Origin of the sequence: Chitinophaga sp. 22308, assembly GCF_052045305.1 — a bacterium.
In the GTDB taxonomy this organism is placed as follows: Bacteria; Bacteroidota; Bacteroidia; order Chitinophagales; family Chitinophagaceae; genus Chitinophaga; species Chitinophaga varians_A.
This window is the reverse complement of record NZ_JBQEOP010000011.1, coordinates 16614-41417: the sequence shown is the minus strand read 5'-3', so window position 1 is coordinate 41417 and position 24804 is coordinate 16614. Positions and strand designations below refer to the sequence as shown.

21 protein-coding genes are annotated in these 24804 nt (G+C 51.7%); 3 read left to right on the top strand and 18 right to left on the bottom strand.

Features of this window, described 5'->3' with window-relative positions; all coding sequences use genetic code 11:
* Window positions 1–6 precede the first annotated feature (6 nt).
* The 17 genes from ACTJJS_RS31900 to ACTJJS_RS31820 form a co-directional block, all read right to left on the bottom strand.
* Window positions 7–453 carry a GPW/gp25 family protein gene (locus ACTJJS_RS31900; RefSeq protein WP_168873421.1) on the bottom strand — a complete coding sequence of 149 codons (447 nt, stop codon included), beginning with the start codon at window positions 451–453 and terminating at the stop codon, window positions 7–9.
* A gap of 5 nt (window positions 454–458) precedes the next feature.
* A complete protein-coding gene (gene vgrG, locus ACTJJS_RS31895; RefSeq protein ID WP_440667930.1) occupies window positions 459–2183 on the bottom strand; it encodes a type VI secretion system tip protein VgrG in 1725 nt (574 codons plus the stop codon).
* Entirely contained in the window at window positions 2173–2859 is a 687-nt protein-coding gene (locus ACTJJS_RS31890) for a CIS tube protein (protein WP_168873423.1), read from the bottom strand. Before ACTJJS_RS31890 ends, vgrG begins: the two co-directional genes overlap by 11 nt.
* Window positions 2860–2882: 23 nt before the next feature.
* Entirely contained in the window at window positions 2883–3080 is a 198-nt protein-coding gene (locus tag ACTJJS_RS31885; RefSeq protein WP_168873424.1) for a DUF5908 family protein, read from the bottom strand.
* A gap of 11 nt (window positions 3081–3091) precedes the next feature.
* Window positions 3092–3535, bottom strand: coding sequence for a phage tail protein (locus tag ACTJJS_RS31880; RefSeq protein ID WP_168873425.1), 444 nt, complete (start codon window positions 3533–3535; stop codon window positions 3092–3094).
* A gap of 74 nt (window positions 3536–3609) precedes the next feature.
* Window positions 3610–4041: a phage tail protein gene (locus ACTJJS_RS31875; protein WP_078671504.1), complete on the bottom strand. Its 432-nt coding sequence runs from the start codon at window positions 4039–4041 to the stop codon at window positions 3610–3612.
* 32 nt (window positions 4042–4073) lie between these two features.
* On the bottom strand, window positions 4074–6005 hold the full coding sequence (locus ACTJJS_RS31870; RefSeq protein WP_440667927.1) for a phage tail sheath C-terminal domain-containing protein: 1932 nt from the start codon (window positions 6003–6005) through the stop codon (window positions 4074–4076).
* 35 nt (window positions 6006–6040) lie between these two features.
* Entirely contained in the window at window positions 6041–6595 is a 555-nt protein-coding gene (locus ACTJJS_RS31865; protein WP_440667925.1) for a hypothetical protein, read from the bottom strand.
* 9 nt (window positions 6596–6604) lie between these two features.
* Window positions 6605–7147 carry a DUF4255 domain-containing protein gene (locus tag ACTJJS_RS31860; protein WP_440667923.1) on the bottom strand — a complete coding sequence of 181 codons (543 nt, stop codon included), beginning with the start codon at window positions 7145–7147 and terminating at the stop codon, window positions 6605–6607.
* 415 nt (window positions 7148–7562) lie between these two features.
* A complete protein-coding gene (locus tag ACTJJS_RS31855) occupies window positions 7563–7832 on the bottom strand; it encodes a PAAR domain-containing protein (protein WP_168873429.1) in 270 nt (89 codons plus the stop codon).
* A gap of 309 nt (window positions 7833–8141) precedes the next feature.
* A complete protein-coding gene (locus ACTJJS_RS31850) occupies window positions 8142–9134 on the bottom strand; it encodes a c-type cytochrome (protein ID WP_440667921.1) in 993 nt (330 codons plus the stop codon).
* An 18-nt stretch (window positions 9135–9152) separates the two neighbouring features.
* Window positions 9153–10331, bottom strand: coding sequence for an aryl-sulfate sulfotransferase (locus ACTJJS_RS31845; RefSeq protein WP_440667919.1), 1179 nt, complete (start codon window positions 10329–10331; stop codon window positions 9153–9155).
* A gap of 9 nt (window positions 10332–10340) precedes the next feature.
* Complete coding sequence (locus ACTJJS_RS31840; RefSeq protein WP_440667917.1) at window positions 10341–11981, bottom strand: RagB/SusD family nutrient uptake outer membrane protein; 1641 nt, start codon at window positions 11979–11981, stop codon at window positions 10341–10343.
* Window positions 11982–12004: 23 nt separating this feature from the next.
* Window positions 12005–15256 carry a TonB-dependent receptor gene (locus ACTJJS_RS31835; RefSeq protein ID WP_440667915.1) on the bottom strand — a complete coding sequence of 1084 codons (3252 nt, stop codon included), beginning with the start codon at window positions 15254–15256 and terminating at the stop codon, window positions 12005–12007.
* Window positions 15257–15519: 263 nt separating this feature from the next.
* On the bottom strand, window positions 15520–16734 hold the full coding sequence (locus ACTJJS_RS31830) for a FecR family protein (RefSeq protein WP_440667913.1): 1215 nt from the start codon (window positions 16732–16734) through the stop codon (window positions 15520–15522).
* Between the two features lie 96 nt (window positions 16735–16830).
* Window positions 16831–17562, bottom strand: coding sequence for an RNA polymerase sigma factor (locus ACTJJS_RS31825; protein WP_440667911.1), 732 nt, complete (start codon window positions 17560–17562; stop codon window positions 16831–16833).
* A 158-nt stretch (window positions 17563–17720) separates the two neighbouring features.
* On the bottom strand, window positions 17721–18233 hold the full coding sequence (locus tag ACTJJS_RS31820) for a hypothetical protein (protein ID WP_440667909.1): 513 nt from the start codon (window positions 18231–18233) through the stop codon (window positions 17721–17723).
* A 75-nt stretch (window positions 18234–18308) separates the two neighbouring features.
* Here ACTJJS_RS31820 and ACTJJS_RS31815 point away from each other — a divergent pair, with 75 nt between their 5' ends.
* Window positions 18309–19235: an alpha/beta hydrolase gene (locus tag ACTJJS_RS31815; protein ID WP_440667907.1), complete on the top strand. Its 927-nt coding sequence runs from the start codon at window positions 18309–18311 to the stop codon at window positions 19233–19235.
* A 175-nt stretch (window positions 19236–19410) separates the two neighbouring features.
* Here the strand turns inward: ACTJJS_RS31815 and ACTJJS_RS31810 are convergent, their stop codons facing one another.
* The gene (locus ACTJJS_RS31810) at window positions 19411–19641 is read right to left on the bottom strand and encodes a hypothetical protein (RefSeq protein WP_168873437.1); all 231 of its coding nucleotides are present in this window, start codon (window positions 19639–19641) and stop codon (window positions 19411–19413) included.
* Between the two features lie 414 nt (window positions 19642–20055).
* Between ACTJJS_RS31810 and ACTJJS_RS31805 the strand changes: the two genes are divergently transcribed.
* Both ACTJJS_RS31805 and ACTJJS_RS31800 read left to right on the top strand, forming a co-directional pair.
* Window positions 20056–23316: a SusC/RagA family TonB-linked outer membrane protein gene (locus tag ACTJJS_RS31805; protein WP_440667905.1), complete on the top strand. Its 3261-nt coding sequence runs from the start codon at window positions 20056–20058 to the stop codon at window positions 23314–23316.
* Between the two features lie 12 nt (window positions 23317–23328).
* Window positions 23329–24801, top strand: a complete 1473-nt coding sequence (locus tag ACTJJS_RS31800; RefSeq protein ID WP_440667903.1) for a RagB/SusD family nutrient uptake outer membrane protein — start codon at window positions 23329–23331, stop codon at window positions 24799–24801.
* Window positions 24802–24804 lie beyond the last annotated feature (3 nt).

Below are 24804 nucleotides of genomic sequence, written 5' to 3'. Positions count from 1 at the left end.
AGTGGTTTACAAAGTATCAGTGATATTGGGGGTGGTATATAAGAAGTTGGGTATCTCGGTGCCTTCCTTGATATAGAAGGGGAAGACATAATTGAACCGTGAATTGGACGTTTTCACGATAAAATCTATTTTGATGTATACGATACCCTGCCATTCGTTGCTGCCGTCAATTTCAAGGTTTTCCAGTTTGATGCGCGGTTCGTAGAAGAGGATGGCTGTTTCCACTTTTTCGAGCATCAGTGTTTTCTGGCCGGTGTCCATCGGTTCAAACACAAATTCCTGCATATCGCATCCATAGCGGGGCTGCATGATCCGCTCACCGGTGGCGGTTGTCAGTAATATATGCAGGCTGCTGTAGATGTCTTCCACATCTTCGAGCATGGCCACGGTGCCGTATTTGTTGAAGGCGGGCGGGAAGCTCCAGCCTCTGCCCAGAAAGCTGTTGTTGTCCATGTGTGTCAGTTTATTTTTACCATTCCTCCTTTGACGCTTGTCATACCGTTGCCTGCTGCCAGTTCACAGCCGCCGCCGCCATCGGCTTTGAAGCCCATGGAAGCTTTTACGTCTGCTGTTTTGCCTTCCACGGTCATGGCGCCGGTAGCTTTGAAGGAGATGTCTTTGGGGCTTTCGATGCTGATGCCGCTGCTGTTCATGGTGATTTTATTGCCGTGTTCATCTTCCAGCTGGAGGATGTCCGCATCTTCCGACAGCGTGAATTTTTTGCCGGCGGGCGTATCCAGTTGAAAGCTTTTTTTCTTGTCGTTGAAAATCATTTTCATCTGGCTGCGTGTCACCAGTCCTTTTTCGTCGTTGTTGTCAGAGGCTTTGAAGGGAGCGGGCAACGCGCTGCTGTTGAGGCCCCCCAGTACGACGGGATAGTTGGGGTTGCCATCGATGAAGCTGACCAGCACTTCATCGTTTTTTTCCGGCCGGAAAAAAGAGCCTCTTTGTTTGCCGGCGTCGAGCGTGCTGATACGGGCCCACATACCGTCTTCTTTGCTGTTGATGAACGGCAGGGTGACTTTGATACGGTCTTCTCCTTCGGGGTCATTTTCCAGTTGGGTGACAATACCTACCTGCAACGAGGTGATACGGGACGCAGGCGCCTGCGGATTTGCAGGAACGGGTTGCTGAAAGCCGATTTGAATATCAGTGGTCCAGTTGCCTTTCACGATCTGGTGACGGACGCCGGAAACGAATGCGTTGCCTTCAAAACGTTTGCCGACACCCTTCAGCGCCACGATATTGCCGGGTTTTATTTTGGGCGTGCCCTGGAAATTGGCGCGACCGGTAATCCTCGACAGGCGTGCTTGTTGCAGCATACTGTCTGTTGCGGGCTGCAGTTCGGCGCTGTTGATCTTATTGTTGAATTTCAGTTCGGTATCTTTTGTTTTGATGCTGTTAGCCAGATCTTTGGCGTTGATATTACCACCCAGTGTGCCGGTCGGTTCTTTCGCTTCAACGGGTGTGAGCTGCTGACTGGCATAATCCCACAAGTAACTTTTCAGTCCGGCGGGTTGTGTGCGTGCGTCCATTTCAAGGTCCAGCTCCAGCAGTGAGGAACCGTATTGCACGGTTTCCACGGGCTGCTGACTTAAGTCCGGCGCTTTGATGGTGGCTTTGCCGTCATCTATGGCTATCAGCAGGCCGTTGGCGGTGGCCCTTTCCAGGAGAAAGTCCCAGTCTGTCAGGTGGTACTGCACCAGCCCGGGATGTTTGTAAGTGGTGGCGTCTACTTCTTTCTGCATGCTCCAGGCGGACAGGACATCTTCCATGACTTCCTTGTCTTTCTGGTCCTTGTAGTATTTCTCCTGTGGCGTGATGGAGGCGGCAAATACTTTATCCCGGCACTCAACGGTGAAGAGGGATATGTTTTTGCGCACTTTGATGCTGTTCCGTATCACTACGCCTTTGAAGATAGTTTCATCCTTGCCGCCATAGCCCACTTTGATTTCGATCTCTTTACCGGGAATAAAAAGATCGGTATCGGAAAGGGCAAATGTTTGTTTGGACGCTTCGCCGTCCTGATAGATCAGGGTGGCGGCGGGGATGCGGTTCACTTCCTTGTTGACCATCACCGATGCGATCGGGTAGGAGCGTGGCACCTCCTGACCGCCGGAAAGGACGGTCACGGTGGTCACGGAGGGTGTTCCATTGGTTTGTATGTCGCGGTTATCGGGCATCTTCCAGTGGTAAAAAGTTAATAACGGTACCTGGTATCAGTTTCCTGAAGTTGGTGAGGTTGTTGGCGCGGGCCAGCTGAAAGTAGTAAGACGGATCTTCGTATTGCCGGAAGCTCATGAGCGACAGGTGGTCGCCATTGGCCACGGTACGTTGATGCGTCAGATCGGGAGACAGCGGGTCTTCCTTGGCCACCCGTTTTTTGTCATCGATGCTGCTTTTGAAAGTCACCTTGGCGATGGCCCGAATAGGGCGGCCGTCGGGCTTAAACAGTTTGAAGGTGATGTTCAGCGAGGTGAGCCTGCCGGCAAATGCCATCGGTCCCCATATTACCCGGAAATGCCGTGGTTCGTGCGCGTCGCCTTCATAGTCTGTCAGCAGTTTTTTGAACTTTTTGATATCGTCCCATATATCGTCCCGTGGCTGGTCATCGGCGATGCCGGTAGAGTCGAACATCAGTTCGAGGGCCAGTTCGTCCGGCGCGATGGCTTTAAACTTCTGTTGTTTGCCGCTGGTGCCTTGTCCCTGTCCTTCGCTGTATTCTATTTTATAGTTCAACTGGTAGCTTTCGGGATTGATGAACGCATCAAAGTCGCCTGTTTTGGACGCATCGTCCATTTCAGGCTTTTTATATGCGATGATCTTTACTTTCTCCAGTTTGCCTTTGTCAACACTCATGGGATGATTGTTTTAATACGGGATTATTTCTCCATTTTGTCGCGCAGCACGGCCATCACCTGTTCCACGCATTCAGCGATGATCAGGTCTTTATCGGCATCAGCCTTGTCGGGCGGCGGTTGTTGGTTGCCGCCGCCACCGGTGGCAGCGGTGCTGCCGGGCGGACTTTCGGCGGCGTTGACCACCACCCGGATATGTAATTCTCTTATCTGAATGGGCATAGCAGTATTTTTTAGCTGACGGTAAAAAACCGGTACCGGAGGTCCAGGCTTTCTATCACAATAGAACTGGTTTCAGCATTGAGTTCCGTGATGGACCATTTTTTAGGCCATGCCTGCGCAACGTTCCAGGTACGGATAGGCTCATGCTCATGGTTGAGCAGCGTGATCACGATATCGGAAGGCGTGAACTCCCTGTCCTGAAAGGCTTTCATGCACCAGTCGAATATTTTCGAATCGGTGAGCAGCATGCCTCTTTTGAGGGTGAGGTCGGGGTATTTGGTCCTCACGGGCAGGGTATGTTCAAACCTGTTTTCGCCGCCTTCTTTCACGGTCTCTGTTTCATATTCCACCGTGAGGCCGGTGACAGCCTGAAAGCGGGTGTCGTTATCACTTTTGCCGAGACCGGTAAACTCCACTTTGAAGTGGAATCCCACCGGCGGGTAGTAACCAGCCATAGCAATTTTGGGATTTATTGATTTAGAGATGTATTGATTTCGGGGCTTACTGATTTATTTATTTTGAAATTTGGTTATTTGACCAGGCTGATTCCTTCGTGCGCGATTTCTATTGTTTCCACCGCTACTTCGTTGGCATCGGCTTTGAGGTCGCTGGCCTGTACTTTCACCGGGAAGGCGTTGAGCACGGACCAGGTGAACACAGGCTGATGCACTTCGTTCAGCAGTTTGATGGTGATGGTGCGCCGTTCTATTTTACCGAGGTTATTGACTTCCTTGAACCAGTCGAAGTATTCGGTTTTATTGGGGAAGGTGCCGCGTTTCATGGTGATATTGCTGCTTTTCTGCAGGCCCGGCATTTTTACTTTGTTATAGTCTTTGCTTTGTCCCTCGCGATACTCGATGACATCTACCTGTCTGTCGAGGCCGGTGACCTCTGTGAAGCCGATCGTGGTGTCTCCCCATTTGACTTCAAAATGGAATTTAGGAATTGGATATTCAGCCATTGTGATAAGGTTTTAATGTGTGAAAAGATGATTTAAGCCTGTGGCAGGATATGGGAGAAACGCAGGATAATAAATTCTGCGGGCCTTACGGCAGCCATGCCTATTTCGATGATCATGAAGCCGTTGAGGATATCCTGTGCCGTCATCGTTTTGCCGAGGCCGACGGCCACGTAGAATGCTTTGTCGGGCGTAGCGCCTTGCAGTGCGCCCTGGCGCCAGAGGGTGAGCAGGAAATTTTCGATCATCGCCTGTACCCTTACCCAGGTATTGGCGTCATTAGGTTCGAACACAAACTGCAGTGTCGCTTTTTTTGTGCTTTCTTCCACCATGTTAAAGAAGCGCCTTACGCTCACGTAGCGCCATTCGTTGTCGTTGCCGGCAAGCGTGCGTGCGCCGTATACGAGGGTGCCTTTGCCGGTAAAGGCGCGGATAGCATTGATGGATTTGCCGGATACCACGTCCACGTTGAGCTGATTTAGTTCACTGTTGGAGTAGATAATATCCGGTGTACCGAGTATGCTGACATTGGCGGGCGCTTTCCATACGCCGCGTGCATTGTCCACCTGCGCATATACGCCGGCGATGGAGCCGCTGGGCGGCAGTGCCATGCTGGTGTTGTTGATGCCTGCGATGATGCTTTTGAACAGCGGGAACCCGGCGGAGAGCGCGTCGTTTTTCGCTTTTTCGAGGATGGTGGCCGCACCAAGAATGCCGGCCTGGATGGTGCTTTGGATGGCGTAGCATTCATTTTGCACAAGGGGCACCACGCTGAGCATTTTGGCTTTGTCGTTAGGGCCGGAGAGCACGCCGTTGGCCGTACCGGCCGCGCCTAACACACTGCCCCAATCGGCCGTAGCGGTGCCGGCGAAGGTTTGTGTGGTGTAACCCGCGGTAGCCAATGCTTTCAGATCAGCCTGATAGTTGATCAGGTTGGTGTAGCGGTCTTTGAGTGCCAGTACCGTGTTTTTGAGGTTCACGATCATATCGGCATTTTTGAGGGTGCCTGGCGCCGGGGTCGTGGTGTCGAGGGTGTTGACGGTATTGGCGATGTCCAGCAGGTATTTGAATACGTCCTGGAGGTCAGCGGCAGTGCCACTGAGGATGAATTTATTGATCTTTTTGTTGAAGAGGCCGTCCAGGCTGTCTGTGCCGAGCAGGGTAGTGAATTCAGTACTGATTTTTTTACTGTCGGCCGCGAGGTTGTCGAGGTCGTCGATCACTTTCTGAACGTTGGCATCTGTCGTGAAGTTTTTAAGTGAGGGAATGAGCACGCCTGCTTTTTTGATTTTGCCGACCATATCGGCGTACAGGATGTTTTTGTCAAGTGCCACTTGTATCCACGGCGTATAGGCCATCCCGTATTTAAGGTTGTTGATGCCTATTTTATCGCGGAATTCCGCGCCCTGTGCATCGGTCCTTTTCAGATCGAACAGGCCTACCCGGTCTTTCAGGTTATCGCACTGGCTCAGGGTGGACACTTGCAGGTCATAGAGGGCCGTGCCGGTGAGGGTGGCCGCGTCGGGGAAGAGGATGATGGTAGGTTCATCGTATTTAACGAGTGCGTCTATACCATTCTGAATGTCGCCCTGTACCGGCGCTCCGGCGGTATAGAGGCCAACAGACACGATGTAGCAGTCGCCTCCGCCGTTAGCATAGAATAGCCGTAGTGAATCATATAGGAACCATTGGTAGTCTACTTTGGCGCTGGAGAACTGGTTGTTGAGGTCCAGCTGCACTTCAGTGACAACGGGTTTGGCTGGTCCGCCGAAATACAACTGGTAATCAGCGATGGAGCCAATTTTTGTAGGTGTATTATGCAGGTCGCCGGGGCTCAGCATGTCTGCTTTTTCCGTATACCCGATAAATGCCGGGATGGCTGTTTCCACCGCTGCAATGGAGGGCGGGAACCTGGGCACTTCGTCTATATAAACGCCGGGTGTTTTGATGGCAGTTAAATTGAGCATGTGATGGGGTTTAAGAAGTGATGGTGATAAAGAGTTTATTGTTGAAATATCAGGGAGAATTTGCTGTTGGCTGTTCCTTTCTGGTATTTTAGTTTACCGCCGGTGTCCAGCAGGTCATAATTGCCGGGACCGCGGATGATATTGATTTCGATGTAGCCGAAAAGCCTTTCGCTGTCTGTGGGAGCGGCCACGGTGACTGTTTGCAGGGAAATGTCAGGATAGGTGCTGCCGTTGGCTTGGGCTACGGCATTGCCAAATACATATCTTCCTTCCTGGTTGCCTACAAGAAAGTGGGCGTCCAGCTTTGTATGGGCCGATACGGAAGGAATGAACGTAAACCCTATCCTGATGTTGGTATTGCTGAGATCACAAACCGGGTCTTTATCGGCTTTGATGGCCGTGATCAGCCGCAGGCCGCTGCTGAAAGCCCTGATAGCTAATTTTTTATCGTCCAGCAGCTGCAGCGTGGCCGTGTCGGGATACCACTGTATCCACTCCGTTGCCGGCAACGCCGGCTGAGTGGTTGTCACGTACTGGTGTGACAGTGCTATTTCACACACATGCTGATATGCCACGGTTACATTTTCCATCAGAGACAATCACTTTTTAGGGTCAATAACGCTGAATTTCCCGGTGATGGCTTCGATCACGCCGTCGCCTGTCACCACATTGGTGTTGTGCAGTTCTATTACGCGCATCACATACATAATACTGGGATATACCTTGCCGCCCAGGATAGCCCACAGATGGTTCATTTCCTCGAACGACGGGGAATACATGTTTAACACCACGCGGTAATCAGTACCGTTGTAATTGGTGGAGAACTGGTTTTGCCCGTGAATGAAACGGATAATTTTTCCGATGTCGGACACGGCATCTTTATAGTTGCTTTTGCGGGAGCTGAACATGATGTAGGCATTCAGGAATACATAGGGATTGAAATACTCTGTTCTTAGCGTGGCGTTGTTTACCCGTGAGTAAGCCGTGTTTTTAAGTGACGGTTCCTCTTTCAGGTTCACCAGTGTCAGCAGCACAGACGGTGCTGCATTGCCCGGACTGGCAATGTTGCCCAGGTCGAAGTCCCCGCCTCCGAATTGGGGCGTCAGACTATCTCTGATGATGGTCAGTATTTCGGTCAGCATATGTATATTTTAAACTGTATCCTTTTGCTGCAAACAACTATATATAAAACCGTGTCTTCTGAATAAGGACGTCCACTTCCATTCAGGACACCCGCCTGACGTAAAAAAACAACACAACCAAAATGCCATTCACTGTTGATCAATCATCTGCCGAAGGCAAAAAATAACGTTGGAAAAATAATCCTCTCGCGGTTAGTCATCTACCGAAAAAAATAACGTTGGAAAAAAATCTCACAGAAATTTGTCATCTGCCGAAAACAAAAAGCAAACTTCATGGGAAGGCAATCCACTCCCGATCGGCCTCCAGTCTTGTATCAGACAAAAGACCAACGTTAAGGAAAGACAAGTCCATTCCGGTCCATCATCTGCCGAAGGCAAACGATCAACGCAAAAAATGTTGTAATAATCTGTGAAATCAGCCAATCAGGACATTCGCGGCACCTGTTGTTACGGCACCTCCGTGGGCTGTACTATCGCTTATCCGTGCTGCCGGCTTACCTCCAATCAACACCGTGGCAGAGCCGGTAATGATGGCATCAGGTGCTAAAGGACAAACACAACTGTCCCCGATCACTGCCGCAGGTTTGCCTCCAATTAATACGGTCGGGCATCCCGGGCCAAGGACAGGGCCACCTCCATGTGAACACACATGCAGATCACCGATAGTCGCCGCTGGAAATGACATAAGCAACAATTAATGACGCTAATTCTGAACTTCCCGTCTTAAACAAATGAAATACTATTCTCAAATCTTCCTCCTGGCTTATTTGGGGTATCCACTAATCTTTGAGGTTCTGTAACAGCGCTGCCAGGAAAAAAGAGCGTAGTAAAAATCCGACAATTAAGGTAGAAATTAATTCCATGACAACCAAATTATTTTTCCGGTGACAGGCACTCTTTCATTCGCCGGAGAATATATGGTATAAAAAAAGCTTCCCGTTTGAGGGAAGCTTTTACAGGGTAGCATAGTATAGCTGGTGATTAGGATTCCTTGTCAGTAAGATGCTTTCATGCCGTGTTGGTCCCAGTAACGGATCACCGGGCGGAACGGACCATATTTATGTTGCCGTGCGGAGAAAGTATCTGCGAAAGGTCCCTTGTCATAATCAATAGCCTTTTCCGCTACATGCGGATAGTCATAGTTTTTGACATCGGGACGGGCATGAATGCTGTCATTGTTCACAAACGCCGCGATGTCGAGAGCCTCTTCATCGGTGAGGAAAGGTTTGTTCCATGTGGCTTTGTCATAAGGCATATTGGCTTTCAGCCATTGCGCCTGCTTGATCACACGGTGCATGCTGGAGCCGGGCTGATAACCATCAGGGCCCCATAACGGCGGATAGGTATAGGAGACGCCCGCCAGCTGACCTTCTCCGTCTTTGCCATGACAACGCGCGCAATGTTCCTGGTATAACATTTTTCCTTTCTCCGGGTCTGCGGCGGTATCAGGCAGTTTTACGGCAAGGTTGTGGCTCCCCTGATGTGGTTTGTCTTTCGGCACAAAACTATTGATCCATCGCAGGTACGCGAGAAACGCCACCATCTCCTTGCTGTCCAGCGGCAGCGGTTTACCATTATGCGGCCGCGTTACACAATTGTTGATCCGCTCTGCGAGCGTTAGTACCTTGCCTTCGCGGGCACGGTACTGCGGATATTCCTGATGGGACAACATCAGGTTGAAGGAGAAAGCTTTGGTGCCTCCGTCCTGGTGACAGTTGGTACAGTTCATTTTATTGCCCAGGTAATGGCCGTTTACACCATCCGGACCGATATAATAGGCCGTGTTCAGCATCAGCTCACGGCCATAACGGACCATCTCGCCGTACTTGTCTTTCGAAATGCAGTTGGTGTCAACTTTCAGTAGCTCCGGCATGCTGGTCGCCAGTGACGGAGCTTTGGCGCTGCTGCCGGTATTACAGGACCAGACCATCACAGCTGCAGCTGCTGCCAGGAAACAACCGGTACGGATATATTGTGTTGTCGTCATAAACAAAAGCTTTATACGTTATGGTGCAATGACATAAGGTAATAACTGTGATGCAGTGATGAACTCGGCCCGGTACGGAATGAAGGTGGTACGTAAAGTCCACAGTGGACGGCCGTTGCGGCTGGTCAGTATCACGGTGTTGCGTTTTGAACAACACTGTATTACATGATCATGGCCCACCAGGTAAGCGCTGCCCATCCTTTCATTAAAAAGATAGGATGGTAATACAGACCGGAGCGTCACCGCGGCCTGCCGTGGATTTTCATGGAGCTTAAACGCGAGCGTTTGCGATTGCTGGCGCGATACACCGTTGTCGAACAACATCAGGTCATTATCGGCGTTGATATGCACGGCGTGGCCCATATCGAATGCGGCGGAATCAGGAATAGCGAAATCGCCGCCCTTGCCGAACTTCCACATCACTTTACCGCTTTGTGCATTGATTTTCCAGATCTGTCCGTTGTTGTAGAAGGAAATCAGGTAATTGCTGTCTTTGTCGAAGCTTAAACTGTTGGCATGCATCCAGTCATGCCGCTCACGCAGGATAGCGGTATCGGCGGTTGGCTCCAACGCGTCAAACACGCTCCATTGCCAGCGGCGGTGGCCTTTGCGGTCCAATACCACGATGCCGTCGCTTTTCACGGTGTCCTGTTCGCTGCCGCCCTGAAGAGAAAGGTCTACTATCTTTTCCACGCTGGTAAGCGCTACGATGGCATCTTTTCCTTTGCGTAACACTTCATGGTGTACGTCTGCGGTAAAATCCTCCTGACCTTTTTTCAGGTGCAGCAGGGTATCGCCATGCAAATCGATCTCCAGTATTTCATTACCATAACTGGTTGGAAAAGTTTTATCACCGAGAATGCAGAGGAACGTTTTTTCGCTGGTGAGGTGTGCGGTTTTAAAGCCGGTGCCTTTTACCTGGTGGTACCAGACAATACGTCCTTCGGCATTGACGAGGTAAATCATGCCTGGATCATCGCGCTGATTGAGCAGCAGCAAACCGTTTTTAAATTCCTGCGGCAGGTTTTCGCCGGCTATGGTAGTGGCTTTCAACTGGTCCTGCAGTGCAGGTGGAACATCCGTTTTGATGCGGACGGTGTGGGCGGTACAGCTGCATAACAGCAGCAGCAGGCATAACAGGCGTGTGTGCATGGCAGTTAGTTGACCGGGATGCGTGGAGAGCAGCCTGCTCTCCACGCCCGGATATTATTTCCAGAGATCGTTCTGGGTGGCTTTTGGATTGGCATTCAGTTCCCTTGCGGGGATAGGCAATACATAGTGTTTGGCCTTGAAGGTGTTGGCGCCTTGTTTCTCACGGGCTGTCAGGACAGACGCCAGTTGAGCGGCCGATTTGTTCCAGCGGCGCAGGTCATAGATCCTGTTTTGTTCGTAGAACATTTCCAGCAGTTTCTGGTGGTCTATTTCTGCTATCAGCTGATCGGCGCCGGGCAGGTCTGCTGCGGTTTTAGGGGCGAGGCCGGCACGGGTGCGTATCTGGTTGATGTCTGCCAGCGCCAGGCCGGTATTACCGTTGCGGGTGGCTGCTTCTGCGCGCATGAGCAGCACTTCGGCGAAACGCATCACGCGATAGTTGGCAGTAGACGGTGTGGCGCCCCAGTAGTTGTCGGCATTGGCCACATTACGCCAGGCGCCGGTGTATTTTTTGATCAGGAAACGGCCGTTGGTAACGGTATCCAGTTTGGTGTCCGGATAGAGGCGCAGGATTTTGGCGCGAGCGGAACCCCACAGGTCGTCGAATGTTTTGTTATCGTAGAAAGTTTTGTCTGCTTCGCCGAGGGTGGAGTATTTCCACATCAGCGTGGCGTACATACGTTTGTCGAATTTGGTATCTGAACCGGCAGGACGTGGTTCTTTTACAAACTGTGACACGAGGTAGTTGGACGGCACATACTTAAACCATCCGCCGCCGGCCGGAGGGCCGATAAACTGCGGGATGTAGTTAAACATCGGTGAGTTGGCAGTTTCAGCGCCCCACGGGCCATACGGGTCGCCGAGGGGAGCACATACCCATTCAAAGATGGATTCTTTGTTGAACTCGTTGGCATCGGTGAAGTTGTCCTCAAAATTATCTACAAGGCCGTAGCTGTAGGGCGCCTGTGTGAGCAGTGTCAGCGTGGCTTCGGCCTGTGCGTAGTTCTCCATATAGAGATATGCTTTGCCGAGGAAACCGATGGCGGCGCCGCTGGTGGCCCTGCCTTGCTCTTTGGGATCGCGTTTTACCGGCAGTTTGTCTTTGGCGGCCGACAGGTCACTGACCACCTGTTGCCATACCTGCTCTTTGCTGGCGCAGGGCGCGGCATAGGCGTTGGTGGTTTCTACAGGTTCCGTGCGCAGCGGCACGGCGCCCCAGTTGGAGGCGAGGATAAAATAGGAGAGGCCGCGGAGGAATTTGGCTTCTGCGATATAGATATCTTTTTTGGCGGCATCGATAGGTACTTTATCGATACGCGCCAGGACCAGGTTAGCACGATGGATACACTGGTATGTTTTTTCGAAGATATCGGCGGCATCGCTGTTGTTTTCATCATTGGTATATGATGCAATGGCCCAGGTAGGCGCTTCTTCACCGGGGATGGTAAATACATCGTCGCCCATGGCATTGATGTCCTGTACGCCGGTGAAGGCACCCCAGTAGCCATAGAGCGGAAGGCGCAGCGGGCTGTAGGTGGCGGCCAGCGCCATACTTAAGCTGCTTTCATCTTTCCAGAAATTAGTTTCGGTGATCCTGTTGGGATCTGTCTGTGTCAGGAAGTCGCGTTCATTGCAACTGCCGGCCAGCGCCATCGTCAGTGCCAGTGCGCCGATATATTTGATTGATTTTTTCATTGCGTACAACTTTTTTTGGATGGTTAGAAGGAAAGGTTCAGGCCCAGCAGGAAGGTGCGTGACAGCGGATAGGCGTCCCAGGAGTTGTCCATGCCGCGGGAAAGCGCGCCACCGCCCAGATCGGGGTTGTAGCCTTTGTATTTGGTAGCGGTGAAGAGGTTTTCAGCGGAGCCAAAAAATCTCACCTTGTCGATACCCCATCTGCCGGTGATAGCGGTGGGCATGCTATAACCTAATTCCAGTCGTTTGAAACGGATATAGGAACCGTCTTCCAGCCATCTGTCGCTGTTTTCTCTTTTATTGTTGTTAGGATCAGAGAGGGTGAAACGGGGGAAGTTAGAGTGATGTTCCGGTGTCCAGGCATCCAGTACGGCGGTGGACAGGTTGGTTACTTCCGTCATCTTTTCCATCCACTGTCTTCTGCCGTTATAGATTTTGTTGCCAGACACGCCTTCAAAGAAGAGGTTCAGGTCGAAGTTTTTATACGACAGGTTAGCGGCCAGGCCCATGGTGATTTTCGGGAAGGGGCTGCCGACGTTCTGTACGTCCTGGTTATCGATTTTACCGTCACCGTTGTAGTCTACGAAGCGGATATCGCCGGGTTTGGCGTCGGGCTGAATAGGATTGCCGTCTTTGCCTTTGTAGGCATTGACTTCTTCCTGGGAATTAAAGATGCCATCGGTTTTGATGAGGAAGAAGGAGCCAATAGGCGCGCCCACTTTAGCTCTGGAGATATCGCCAAATTCCTGTCTGCCGGAGCCCACAGTGATAGCGGTCATTTCGTTGGCGGTATGGGAAACGTTGAACATTACGCGGTATTTAAGGCCGTTGCGGGTTTGGCTGGCATATTCCACGGAAGCTTCGTACCCTTTGTTTTCGATCACGCCGGCATTGAGTGTAGGCGTGCCCGTTTTACCCACAGACAGGGGGAAGGGTACGCCCAGCAGTACGCCATTGGTTTTTTTATGAAAGACTTCAAAGATGAAGAACAGTTTATTATCGAGGAAGCCTGCATCGATGCCGCCGTTGACGATTTTGGTTTCTTCCCAGGAAAGGTCTAGGGGAGAAGCGTAGGCGCTGGCGGTGCCGCCGGGCCATAACGTATTGCCCTGTACGTAGTTGATCCCGCTGGTGATGGCAGACTGTGTGAGATAGTTGCCGATTTCCTGGTTGCCCAGTACGCCCCAGCTGCCGCGCAGTTTCAGGTTGCTGACCACATTGCGCAGGCCGGAGAAGAAATTTTCATTGTGGATGTTCCAGCCGGCGGAGAAAGAAGGGAAGGAGCCGAACTGGTAGTCGGTCGCAAACCGGGAAGAACCGTCCCTGCGGATAGATGCGGTGAACAGATATTTGGAATCGTAGGAATACATCACCCGCCCGAAGGTGGACAGGATAGCGCTGGTGCTGGCGCTGCCGTCATTTTTCTGGGAGCTGGCGGTACCGGCGCCCAGTACGGAAGTGCCGTCCGGCAGGTCGTTGCGGGAAGCGCTGAAGCCGGAGTAGGTGTTTTTCTGGGCGGTATAACCGGCTACCGCGTCGATATTATGTTTACCCAGTTTTTTGGTGTAGTTCAGGGTATTTTCCACCAGCCAGGAGTTGGCGACGGAACTGCCTTCCTGGAGGTCGGGCAGGGTGTTGGCGGCGTTGCCGTCATTATAGATGCCGGTATAGGTGCGGGTGTAACCCTGAGTTTCGGTCAGGCCCACGTTGAAGCGGTAGCGCAGCCCTTCTATCAGTTTCACTTCCACGAAGGCGTTGGCCAGCAGGTTCAGGTCTTTCGCGCTTTTATTGATTTTTTCCAGCAGGGCAACGGGGTTGGACAGATTTTTCATGTATATCGGTCTTCTGCCGTAGCCGCCGAGGTCTTGTGTAGGATCGTATACCGGTACGGTTGCCGGCATGACGAGGGCGCTGCCTACGAGGCTGTGTGTCTGGTCGCCGCCGCCGGGAGCGAGGTTGCTGACGCCTCTTTTGATAATAACGGTCTCGCCTACTTTAATTCTGCCTTTTTCGTATTGTGTTTTCACGCGGAAGTTGGCAGCGGAGTAGTCGGTATTGATCATGGTGCCGTTTTCTTTGAGGTATCCGCCGGAGAGGTTGTAGGTAAAGTTTTTGGAGCCGCCGCTGAAGTTAACGTTGGTCCGGGCGATGGTGGCCTGGCGGAAAATGGCGTTCTGCCAGTTGGAGTTAACGCCGTTGTAGTCGGGGATGCCGGTCATGTTGGCCTGCATCAGTTTCGTCCATTGTTCGCCATTGAGGAGGCTCATTCTTTTGGGAACGGACTGCACGCCGAACCAGCTGTCGATTTCCAGTTTGGGCGCTGTTTCTTTCAGGCCGCCTTTGGTGGTCACGATCACTACGCCGTTGGCCGCGCGGGAGCCGTAGATGCTGGCAGTGGCCGCGTCTTTCAGCACTTCGATGGACTCCACGTCGTTAGGGCTTACGCCGTCAATGCTGTTGACAAACACGCCGTCCACGATAAACAGTGGCGCGTTGTTGCCCAGGGTGCTGAGACCGCGGATAGTGATGTTGAGGCCGGAGCCGGGCGCGCCGCTGGCGGATTCTACAGATACGCCGGGAACGCGGCCCTGGATGGCGCTGCTGATATTTTTAGAGACATTGGCACTGATGGTGTTCACGCGAACGGAAGAAACGGAGCCGGTCACATCTTTCCTTTTCTGGGTGCCATAGCCTACCACCACCAGTTCTTCGGTCTGCACTGCTTTCTGTTGCAGGGTGATATCGAGGGGGCCGGCTTTGGTGACATGTTTTTCGATGGTTTCATATCCGATGAAGGAGATGACGAGGATGCCGCCGCCATCAGGCAGTTCGAGGGCAAAGTTGCCTTTGGCGTCGGTGCTGGTGCCTTTGGTGCTGCCTTTCAGCTTAACAGAAGCACCTGTCAGCGGTTCGCCGGTGAGGGCGTCAGTGATGCGGCCGTATACCGAAATATTGGCGACGGGTTTTACATCGGCGCCATTGGTTTTCACCGACAGGATGATGGTATTGTCCACCACGCTGTAGTTCAGTTTATTACCTGCAAGGCACTGTGCCATGACATCTTCCAGGCTAGCCTGGCTGGCGGAAACGGATACTTTGTCGGCCGTTTTCAGCATTTCGGTGTTGTAGAAAAAGGTATAGCCGGTTTGTTTTCTGATTTCCCGGAGCACTTTAGTGAGTGGTACACGGTGCATGTCCAGGGTCAGCTTTTGCGAGTAACCGGTGGCACTCACCTGCAGGGCAAGTACCAGCAGCAGAAAAGCAGTTAGCTTCATAACTTTCAGCATTTGCGCGCACACCGGGGACCACCGGTGTTTGACGGCATTTCTAAATGGCATAACTTTGTTAGGTTTTTGGTGAGCAATAAGGCTTTACGACAATTGTTTTTTGTTTACCAGAACTTTCTACCGGGCATGTGGCGACATGTCCGGTTTTTCATTTAGGTATTTGGTTCTTTAGATATTTAATTATTTTTTGTTTTTCCTTGCTGTAGATTCTAACGTCATCTGGCTGATTTCAATGATTAAATGACCAAATATCAAAATGACTTAATAGTGATGGTTTTGTTGGTGATGGAATATTGAATACCGGCTGTTTGCAGGATGCGTAAGGCCTGCGACAGGGTAGACGTTTTACGGATGGAGCCGGAATAGTGCTGGTCCGGTATATTGCCGTTATAGACCACTTCTACATCGTACCACCGGGCGATCGTTCGCATAATGGAAGGAAGGTCGTCGTCTTCAAACTCAAACATCCCTGTCTTCCAGGCGATGGTTTTATCGACGTCTGCGTCGGATACCGTGATACGGTTTTGTCCTTTGGTGATGACCGCCTGCTGGGAGGGGGCCAGAACGGCCTGTTGTCCGTCGGGCCGGGACACCATGACTTTCCCGGTGACGAGTGTGGTGGTGATGTTGTTTTCATCGGCATAATTCATAACGTTGAAACTGGTGCCTAATACAGTGATTTGCTGGTTGTCGCTGAGCTGTACGTGGAATGGTTGTTGTGCATTGGGGCTGATTTCGAAGTAGGCTTCCCCGTTAAGGTATACGGTCCGGTCGTTGCCGGTGAACCGGGTAGGGAAGCGCAGGGATGATGCGGCGTTGAGCCAAACCCTGCTGCCGTCGGGGAGGGTGATCTGGTATTCACCGCCGCGAGGCGTGGCGAGGGTGTTGAACAGTATTTTTTCTGTGGTGCTGCCGGAGTGGCCGTATACCAGGGAGCCCTGGCCTTTGTTAATACGGGTGCCGTCTTTTTCTTCAAACTGGCTGGCGCCGGTGGAATCGAGGGGGACGGCTGTGCCGTCGGCCAGTGTGAGCATGGCTTTGGTGGTGCCGGGCTGTACATCATGAATTGGGCGGGCCGTGGCGAGATGTTGCTCACGGTAACGGCTGTATTGGTACCATCCGGCGGCGGCCACCAGTAGCAGCACTGCGGCGGCGGCCCACCAGTAGAGCCGGCGTTGTTGGCCCCGGGCAGGAGGGGTTAAGGCAGCAGGCGCCTGTGCAGTTGTATTGGCAACATGCTCCCGGAGCAACAACCTGAATTGGCCGACTGCAGCATGCAGCTGTCCCTGTTGCCCGTTGATGGCATCAAATATCTTTCTGGCCTGCTCAAAGGGGGCCTGGCGGTCGGGGTTCTCCCGTATCCAGTCTTCCCACCGGCGGGTATCTTCCTCGCTCACGCCCATACAGTAGCGGAGGAAGGAATCGTCCTGTAAAAAATCTTCAGTAGTGGTAAAAGCGTTTTCCATGACGTGTTGCTATGATATAGTGTGGGGAATCCCCGGTTATTCCCAAAGAATCCCAAAATATTTTTTTCTATATAAGATAAAGGGAGATAAAGGTCTTTATTTCAGTGTGTTGATCACATTAAAATAAAGGTCGACAGACAATGGCCCGATGCCCGGGCCGTTTTTGTGCATAGACAGGCTGGCTTCCTGTGCAGGCAGGGCACGGAGCGATTTGACATGCAACAGCATCAGCAGGGAGAAGGCGGCGGACAGTATTTTGAGCGCGGAACCGAGGGTGTTGTAGGCCGTTTTGGTCGTGATACCGGTGCGTCGGGCCACTTCTTCCATAGGCAGGCCATCGAAATAACGAAGCTCCACCAGTTCCTTCTGGCGGGGCGTGAGCTGTGCAATGGCCCGGCGTACCTTCTCCCGCAGCTCCTCTGTGGTTTGTACGGCCACAATGCAGGCTTCATACGACAGTTCGTAGGGGGCGGCCGTAGCGAATGCATCGGCTGCGGCGCCGGTCTGTTGTGATTGCCGTATGCCGGCAAATATTTTGCGGCGGAGGTAAGTAAAAAGGTAGGACTTCACATTCCGGACGGTGTTCAGCTGGTGGCGTTTGTCCCATATCTCGAGGAAAACATCGTTGATGGCGTCTTTGGTGAGTTCTGCGTCGCCACAGCTGCGGATGCCATAATTGACCAGCGACAGGTACATTTTTTCGTACAGGGCTACCAGTGCCTCCTGGTTGTTCTGGCGCACTTCCTCCCATAGCCGGGCATTGGCGGTATCCGTCTGCGGTTGGCCCGCAGCGGGCTGGTCGCGGAATGTTACTGGTTCATTGTTCATCCGGAAAATTATTCAGCTGTTTGTTGACAGGATGGCTGGTAGGTCCTGTTTCATGTTCACGTGGTAACAGTTACTGACTTTGGTTGTTTTTGTTCAGACGGGAAGGTAGTAATAATTCGCGTAGGATCAATAGGCGGGGGAGAAAGGGGAGCCTCTTTTTATTTGAGGCTTCCCGCGATGTAGGTGCAATAATCTTTGTACTTATCCTGTTCGGCTGCCGGGTAGATGATCATGATGGTCTGGAAGACATCGGAATCACCGCCCATATAGTCGATTTTGCGTTTGATTGTTTTACAGTACACAATCTCGCCTTTGCTGTTGGTGCCGGAATAGATGTAGTAGCCGGGTTTGATGACCTTATAGGCCACTTTAAGTCCTTTGGTGGCCGACTGGAAGTTATACTTCAAAGGGTCGGTCCCGGGCTGAACGTTATCGTCAATATCCGCCGGGTCCATGACCAGCTGGCCAAAGGCGTATATTTTGGCCGTGCCTTTCGGGGCGGAAAACGTTTGACCGTCGCCGTTACCGGATTCTCCGTCGGCTTTAAAATCGTCCGGGTATTCCATACAGAACTGGAAGCGGCTGTTGCAATACTTTTTTCTGGCCCCTGTCGTGAAAGACAGGCATAATATTGCCAGCAGCAGGGAGGTTACACAAATTGTAGCTTTCATAATAAATGTCTGAAGCGCAAATGTAAGGTGCTTTTTTACTACTTTCGCCCGGTAAAAAAATCCCTTTTCCGTTTCATGAAACAAATCCTCACGGCCCTGTTATGCCTGGTATTGTGCCGGGCGCATTCCCAGACCTTATATGTAAAGACTTACGGCAGCCCTACAGACAAACCGGTCATTTTCCTGCATGGAGGCCCGGGGTATAACGCCGCTTTTTTTGAAGTAAGCACCGCTGCGCGGCTGGCCGAAAAAGGTTTTTTTGTGATTGTTTACGACCGCAGGGGTGAAGGCCGTTCGCCGGACACCACGGCTAAATTTACTTTCGGGGAGGCGCTGGCTGATATTGATGGGCTCTATAAAACCTACAAACTGAAAAAGGCCGTTTTACTGGGACATAGTTTCGGAGGGGTGCTGGCCGTTAAATACGCCGGCAAAAATCCGGGGGCGGTAGATGCCATTGTGCTGGCAGATGCGTTGCTCAATGCACAGGAAACTTACCGTACTATTCTGGCAAAAGTGAAGGGTCTTTACCAGGAGAAAAAAGACAGTATGAGCCTTCGGTATATAGAGATGATTGAGCAAATGGATACTGCCGGATTGGCATATAACTCCTATACGCTGGGGCACGCGATGATGAACGGCTTGTACGGGCCGGCACATTTTTCAGATGAGGCGAAGGCTATCTATCAGGAAACCAGGAAGGATTCCGTGGTGAAAAGATATGCAAGCCAGATGACCCGGCTGGCGCCAACCGGCTATTGGGAGCATGAACATTACACCACCTTGAATATGCTGCCGGAGCTTAAAAAACTGGTGACCGGGAAGGTAAAAATATATGCAGTTTATGGAAAGGACGACGGGTTGTTTTCTGAAAAACAAGTAGCGGCGGTGACGGCGATTTTGGGCAGTGACCGGGTTGATTATCTGACAGGAGCGGGGCATAATGTATTCGCCGACCAGCAGGTTTCTTTCCTTGATGACCTTAAAAAATGGCTGAAATAGGCTGGTTTTTATGTATTACTTAATAAAAATGCAGGTTTTTTAGACCTGCATTTTTTTATATCTGGTTGATAAAATGTCTGTATTGTAACTATTAGATTATCAATGTATTTAGTTGAATTGTTTAAAGTAAAGTAAAACTTTAAGTAGTTCCCGCAATTTCCTGTTATGTTGTTTTTCAGGCACCTGGTCTTATCCCTGTTTCCGCAAAAACGAGATCGCCCAGCTCTTCCAGAGAATTAACCGTAACGAGTGAAACATGTTCCATTGGTAAGGGTGAAAACAACCACCGCGGACCACTCTCCACCACCCCAAATGCTGACCCTCCGATTTCGATTTTATACGACCTTTTCGCCGGCTGAAAAATGAAACCCAACTCCAGTAATTTATCATGACTGATTGCGGTCATCGTGTATATATATTTTCACGAATATAATAATTTAATTTAAATTGAAATAACTGTCTGAAGAATTTAAAAAACATCGCTGTGGCGGCGCACTAGAAAAGTTAAAAGTCTATAAATTTGGTAGACTAAAAACTTGTGAGTACTTTTATCGCGCTTACAGAACAACCAATATGCTGCTGACAAAAGGGCAGCAGCGCGGCAACCGGAATCGAAAAATTTGGTTATTTTATTATTTGATTATTGCGTTATGGGATGTGTGAAATATTCCCATGCAGGCTTCCCCGAATAGTAAAACAGATAACCAAATGATACCATAATTGAGTAATCAAATAATCAGGATTGTCAGGCTTTTACTACCCGACCATTTACCAGGCCACCTGGTAAAAAACACACATTTGTTTAAACCAAAAGTTACCTATGGACTTATTTTACATTAATGCACGTAAGCGGACATGGGCTATCCTTCTGTTGATACTGGCCCTTGGTTCCCCGATGTTTTTGCTGGCGCAACAGCGTGCAGGCGTAAGCGGTACCGTACGTAACGACCGCAACGAGGTCCTGCCGGGAGCTTCCGTTACCGTCACCAATACGGGCACCGGCACCACTTCCTCTACGCAGACTAATGCGGCCGGCGTGTTTCAGTTTCCAAACCTTCCCTCCGGAGGGCCTTACACGTTCCGTATTACTTTCATCGGCCTGGAGCCGCAGGAGCTCTCCGGCTATACCCTCAAGGCAGGAACGCCGTTGCAGCTCAACGCCGTGCTCAAAGAATCCGCCTCATCGCTCAACCAGGTAGTCGTAGTGGGTTACGGCGTGCAACGCCGCCGTGAAGTGACCGGCGCCGTGTCCTCCATCCGCGCCGCAGAGCTGAAAGACCAGCCGGTATCCAGCTTTGCCCAGGCTATCGCAGGAAAGGTGGCGGGGGTGCAGGTGATACAGAACACCGGCGCGCCCGGCGGCAGCCTCAGCGTCCGCATCAGGGGCCTCAATTCCATTTCGGCCGGCACAGATCCCCTCTACGTCGTAGATGGGTTCCCGTTATCCAACGACCTGAAGAACCTGCAAGGCACTACCGACGTAGTAGGCATCACCGGCCAGGCCTCCTTCCAGAAATCACCGGACCCGCTCAGCACCCTCAACAGCGACGATATCGAATCCATCGAAATACTCAAAGATGCTTCCGCGGCCTCTATCTATGGCTCCCGGGCCTCTAACGGCGTGGTGCTCATCTCCACCAAAAAAGGGAAAAAAGAAGGTCCGCCTTCCTTTAGTTATAACGCCTACGGCGGCTTCCAACAGGTAAGCAAAAAAATCAAAATGCTGGACGCCTATCAATGGGCAAAACTCTCTTTTGACGCCAAGAACAACGCTTACCTCGACGCTAAACCCAGTGGCAGCATCAACGATGACAATGCCACCCGCGGCAACTCCAACTTCCAGATAGCCCCGGAAACACTGCCGTACCTCAACGGGGAAAAGGGGCTGGTGAACACCGACTGGCAGGACGCGGTATTCCGCACCGCGCCGGTACAAAATCACACGCTCTCCGCTTCCGGCGGTAATGATAAATTCCAGTATTATATCTCCGGTAATTATCTCGATCAAAAAGGTATCGTGATCGGTTCGGGGTATAAGAGATATGGAGTAAGGGCCAATTTTACGGCCAACCTCACCTCCCGGCTGAAAGTAGGTCTCTCCCTGAACCCCACCTTTGATCATTATGACCTGATCAACAGTGAAGGCCCCTGGACGTTTGACGGTATCCTGAGCAATGCCCTTAAAGCATCGCCCATCTTCCCGGTGTACAACCCTGACGGTTCCCTGGCCACCAACAAACAAAACGTGTGGGCCTATGGCTATTCCGGCGGTGAAAATCCGGTGGCGCTCGCCACCCAGATCGAAGACAAACTGGACCACGTACGCAACCTCGGACATATCTATGGCGAATACAAGATTATTAAAGGGCTGACCTTTAAAACCTTCTTCGGAACGGACATCAATTATTTCAACCGCAACTATTACCGTCCTTCCACGCTGGGCAGCTATAAACCTATTCAGCAGGCAGCGCCCACCGTGCCCAAAGGGTCTGCCCAGACGGCGCAGTCGGTGAACTGGTTATGGGAAAACACGCTCAACTATCATTTTGAGGCGTCAAAACACCGCTTCGATGTGCTGGCAGGATACACTTCGCAGAAAAATACCACCAAAGCCAACGAAACGGTGGGCACCGGCTTCCCTAACGATGCCGTACATACGATTAATGCGGCCACCATTACCAGCGGCACGTCTAATACCTCCCAATGGTCGCTGCTCTCGTACCTGGGACGTATCAACTACAACTATGATGATAAATATTTCGTAAGCGCCAGTCTGCGCAGCGATGGCTCGTCCCGTTTCGGGGCCAACAACAAATGGGGCTATTTCCCGTCTGTCTCCGGCGGATGGCTGATCAGCAATGAAACATTCTTTAAAGTGCCTGTAATTTCCGAGCTGAAAGCCCGCGTGAGTTACGGCACCTCCGGTAACTTCCAGATCGCCAACTACGCTTCCTACGACCTGCTGGCTTCCAATAACTACATCCTTGGCAGCGGCAACGGCAATGTGGTCAACGGCGCAGGGCTTGCCCAGCCAGCCAATCCGGACCTGACCTGGGAGAAGACGGTGCAGTTCAATGCCGGCCTGGACCTCGGCCTTTTCCAGAACCGTATTTATCTCAGCGCAGACTATTATAAAACCACCACGTCCGACCTGCTGCTGAACGTGCCGGTGCCCTTTAGTTCCGGTTTTGCCACAGCGCTCAAAAATGTGGGCAAGGTGCAGAACAGCGGCGTGGAATTCGGTCTGACCACCCGCAACCTTACCGGGGCATTCAGCTGGAACACCAATTTCAACCTGTCGGCCAACAAGAATAAAGTGCTGCAGCTCGGTCCGGGTAACGCCCCGATCCTGTCAGACGGCGGTAACGGCACTATCTCACAGTTGTTCATTACTGCAGTAGGCCAGCCTATCGGCAGCTACTACGGCTATGTGAACGGAGGAGTGTTTGCCAACCAGGACGAGATCAACAGTTATCCTCATTACGCCACCGCCAAACCAGGGGACCGTCGTTTTGTGGACGTGAACGGTGACAAAAAAATCGATGCCAACGACCGTACCACCATTGGCAGCTATTTCCCGGATTTTATCTGGGGGATGACCAATGAATTCCGGTACAAAGGCTTCGATCTGGCCATATCCCTGCAGGGGGTGCATGGTAATGAGATCCTGAACCTGCAACGCCGCTTTATCTTTAATATGGAAGGTAACGCCAACCAGATGGCCGATGCCCTGTCTTACTGGAAATCCCCGCAAGACCCCGGCGATGGCAACGTGATGCGCGCCAACCGCGTCACCAACGCCAACAGCGCCCAGATCAGCTCATTCCATGTGGAAGACGGTTCGTTTGTGCGTTTGCGTAATGTGACCCTCGGCTACACCTTCAATAAAAAACTGCTGGGCAACCATGTCAACGCCCTGCGCGTGTATGTGTCCGGCCAGAATATCTATACCTGGACACATTACACCGGTTACAACCCCGAAGTGAACGCCCGGCCCGACAGTCCGCTGTCACAGGGAGAGGACTACGGTACTTATCCGCTGCCGAAAACCTTTATCGCCGGTATAAATCTTTCATTCTAAAACCAGGGCTCTATGAAACGTCAATATATACTACCGCTTTTAGGCATACTTACCTTCAGCGCCTGCAGCAAGGATTTTATCAACCTTACGCCGCAGTCCAACCAAACAACTTCCACCTTTTTTAAGACGGCATCTGATTTTGAGCAGGGGGTGAATGCTGTTTACGACGGCCTGCAAAGCGCGCAGACCTACGGCAAAACCTATTATTACCTGATGGAAGTACGCAGCGACAATACCGATATATGGGACCGTGGCGCGTTGGCTGGTGTAGCTTCGCAGATCGACTTTTTTACCGAAGTGACCACCAATCCTTTTGTCAGCGACGGGTATGCCGGCGCTTATGTGATCATCACGCGGGCCAATGCCGTGTTGGACCAGATTGATGCCTCCGCGATCCCTGACGCATCCAAAAAACAATACAAAGGGGAAGCGTTGTTCCTGCGGGCATTGTCTTACTTCAATCTGGTACGGCTATACGGAGCGGTGCCGCTGGTCACCAAAATGGAGACTACCTCACAGGCGCTGGGCCATAAAAGAAATGCCGTTACAGAAATATATGCGCAGATAGAGAGTGATCTGCAAACCGCTGCGTCTTTACTGCCGGCTGTTTATGCTAACGCCAACGACTATGGGCGGGCCACTGCTGGCAGTGCCTTCGGCCTGCTGGGCAAAGTGCTGGTGACAGAGAAAAAATGGGCCGATGCGTTGACAGCGCTGAAAAACACGGGCACCGGCTACAGTCTGCTCAATGACTACGCTGACCTCTACAAGCCGGCCAACGTGGTGAACCCCGAGATACTGTTTGCCGTGCGTTTCAAAAAAGGCCTCAATCCTTCTGAAGGCAACAATTATTTCGCCGATATGGTGCCGGTGTCTTTCTATTATAATGGTGTGCAATACGGGGGCTCCAACAACAACCGGCCTACCCACGACCTGGTGGCCAATTATGAACCGGGAGACAAACGCCTGGGCGTATCGCTGGATACCATCTATAATAACAGCGCAACCAATGTGGTCAAGGGCAACTATGTAAAAAAATACTTCGATGTGCCCGGCGCCACCAACGATGGCGGCAGCAATTTCCCTGTGCTTCGCTACGCAGATATACTCTTATTGCAGGCGGAAGCACTCAATGAGCAGGCATACAGTGGCGCTACCGGTCCGGGAACAGCCTTCGGTTTCCTGAACGCTGTCCGCAAAAGGGCAGGCCTGGCAGAAAAGACACCTGCCGATCTGCCGGACCAGGCCAGTTTCCGCAATGCTGTTTTCCGTGAAAGGAGGGTGGAGCTGGCATTTGAGAACGACCGCTGGTTTGATCTGGCCCGCAGCAGCAACGGCGTGGCGGTATTGCAGGCCCACCTGAAGCAGGAGTACAATCTGGTTACGCCGGTGTTAAACGCCGACCGCCTGTTGTTCCCCATTCCGCAGAGTGAAATCAATATCCATAATGACCCCGCCAACTTCCCGCAGAACAAGGGGTATTAGGGG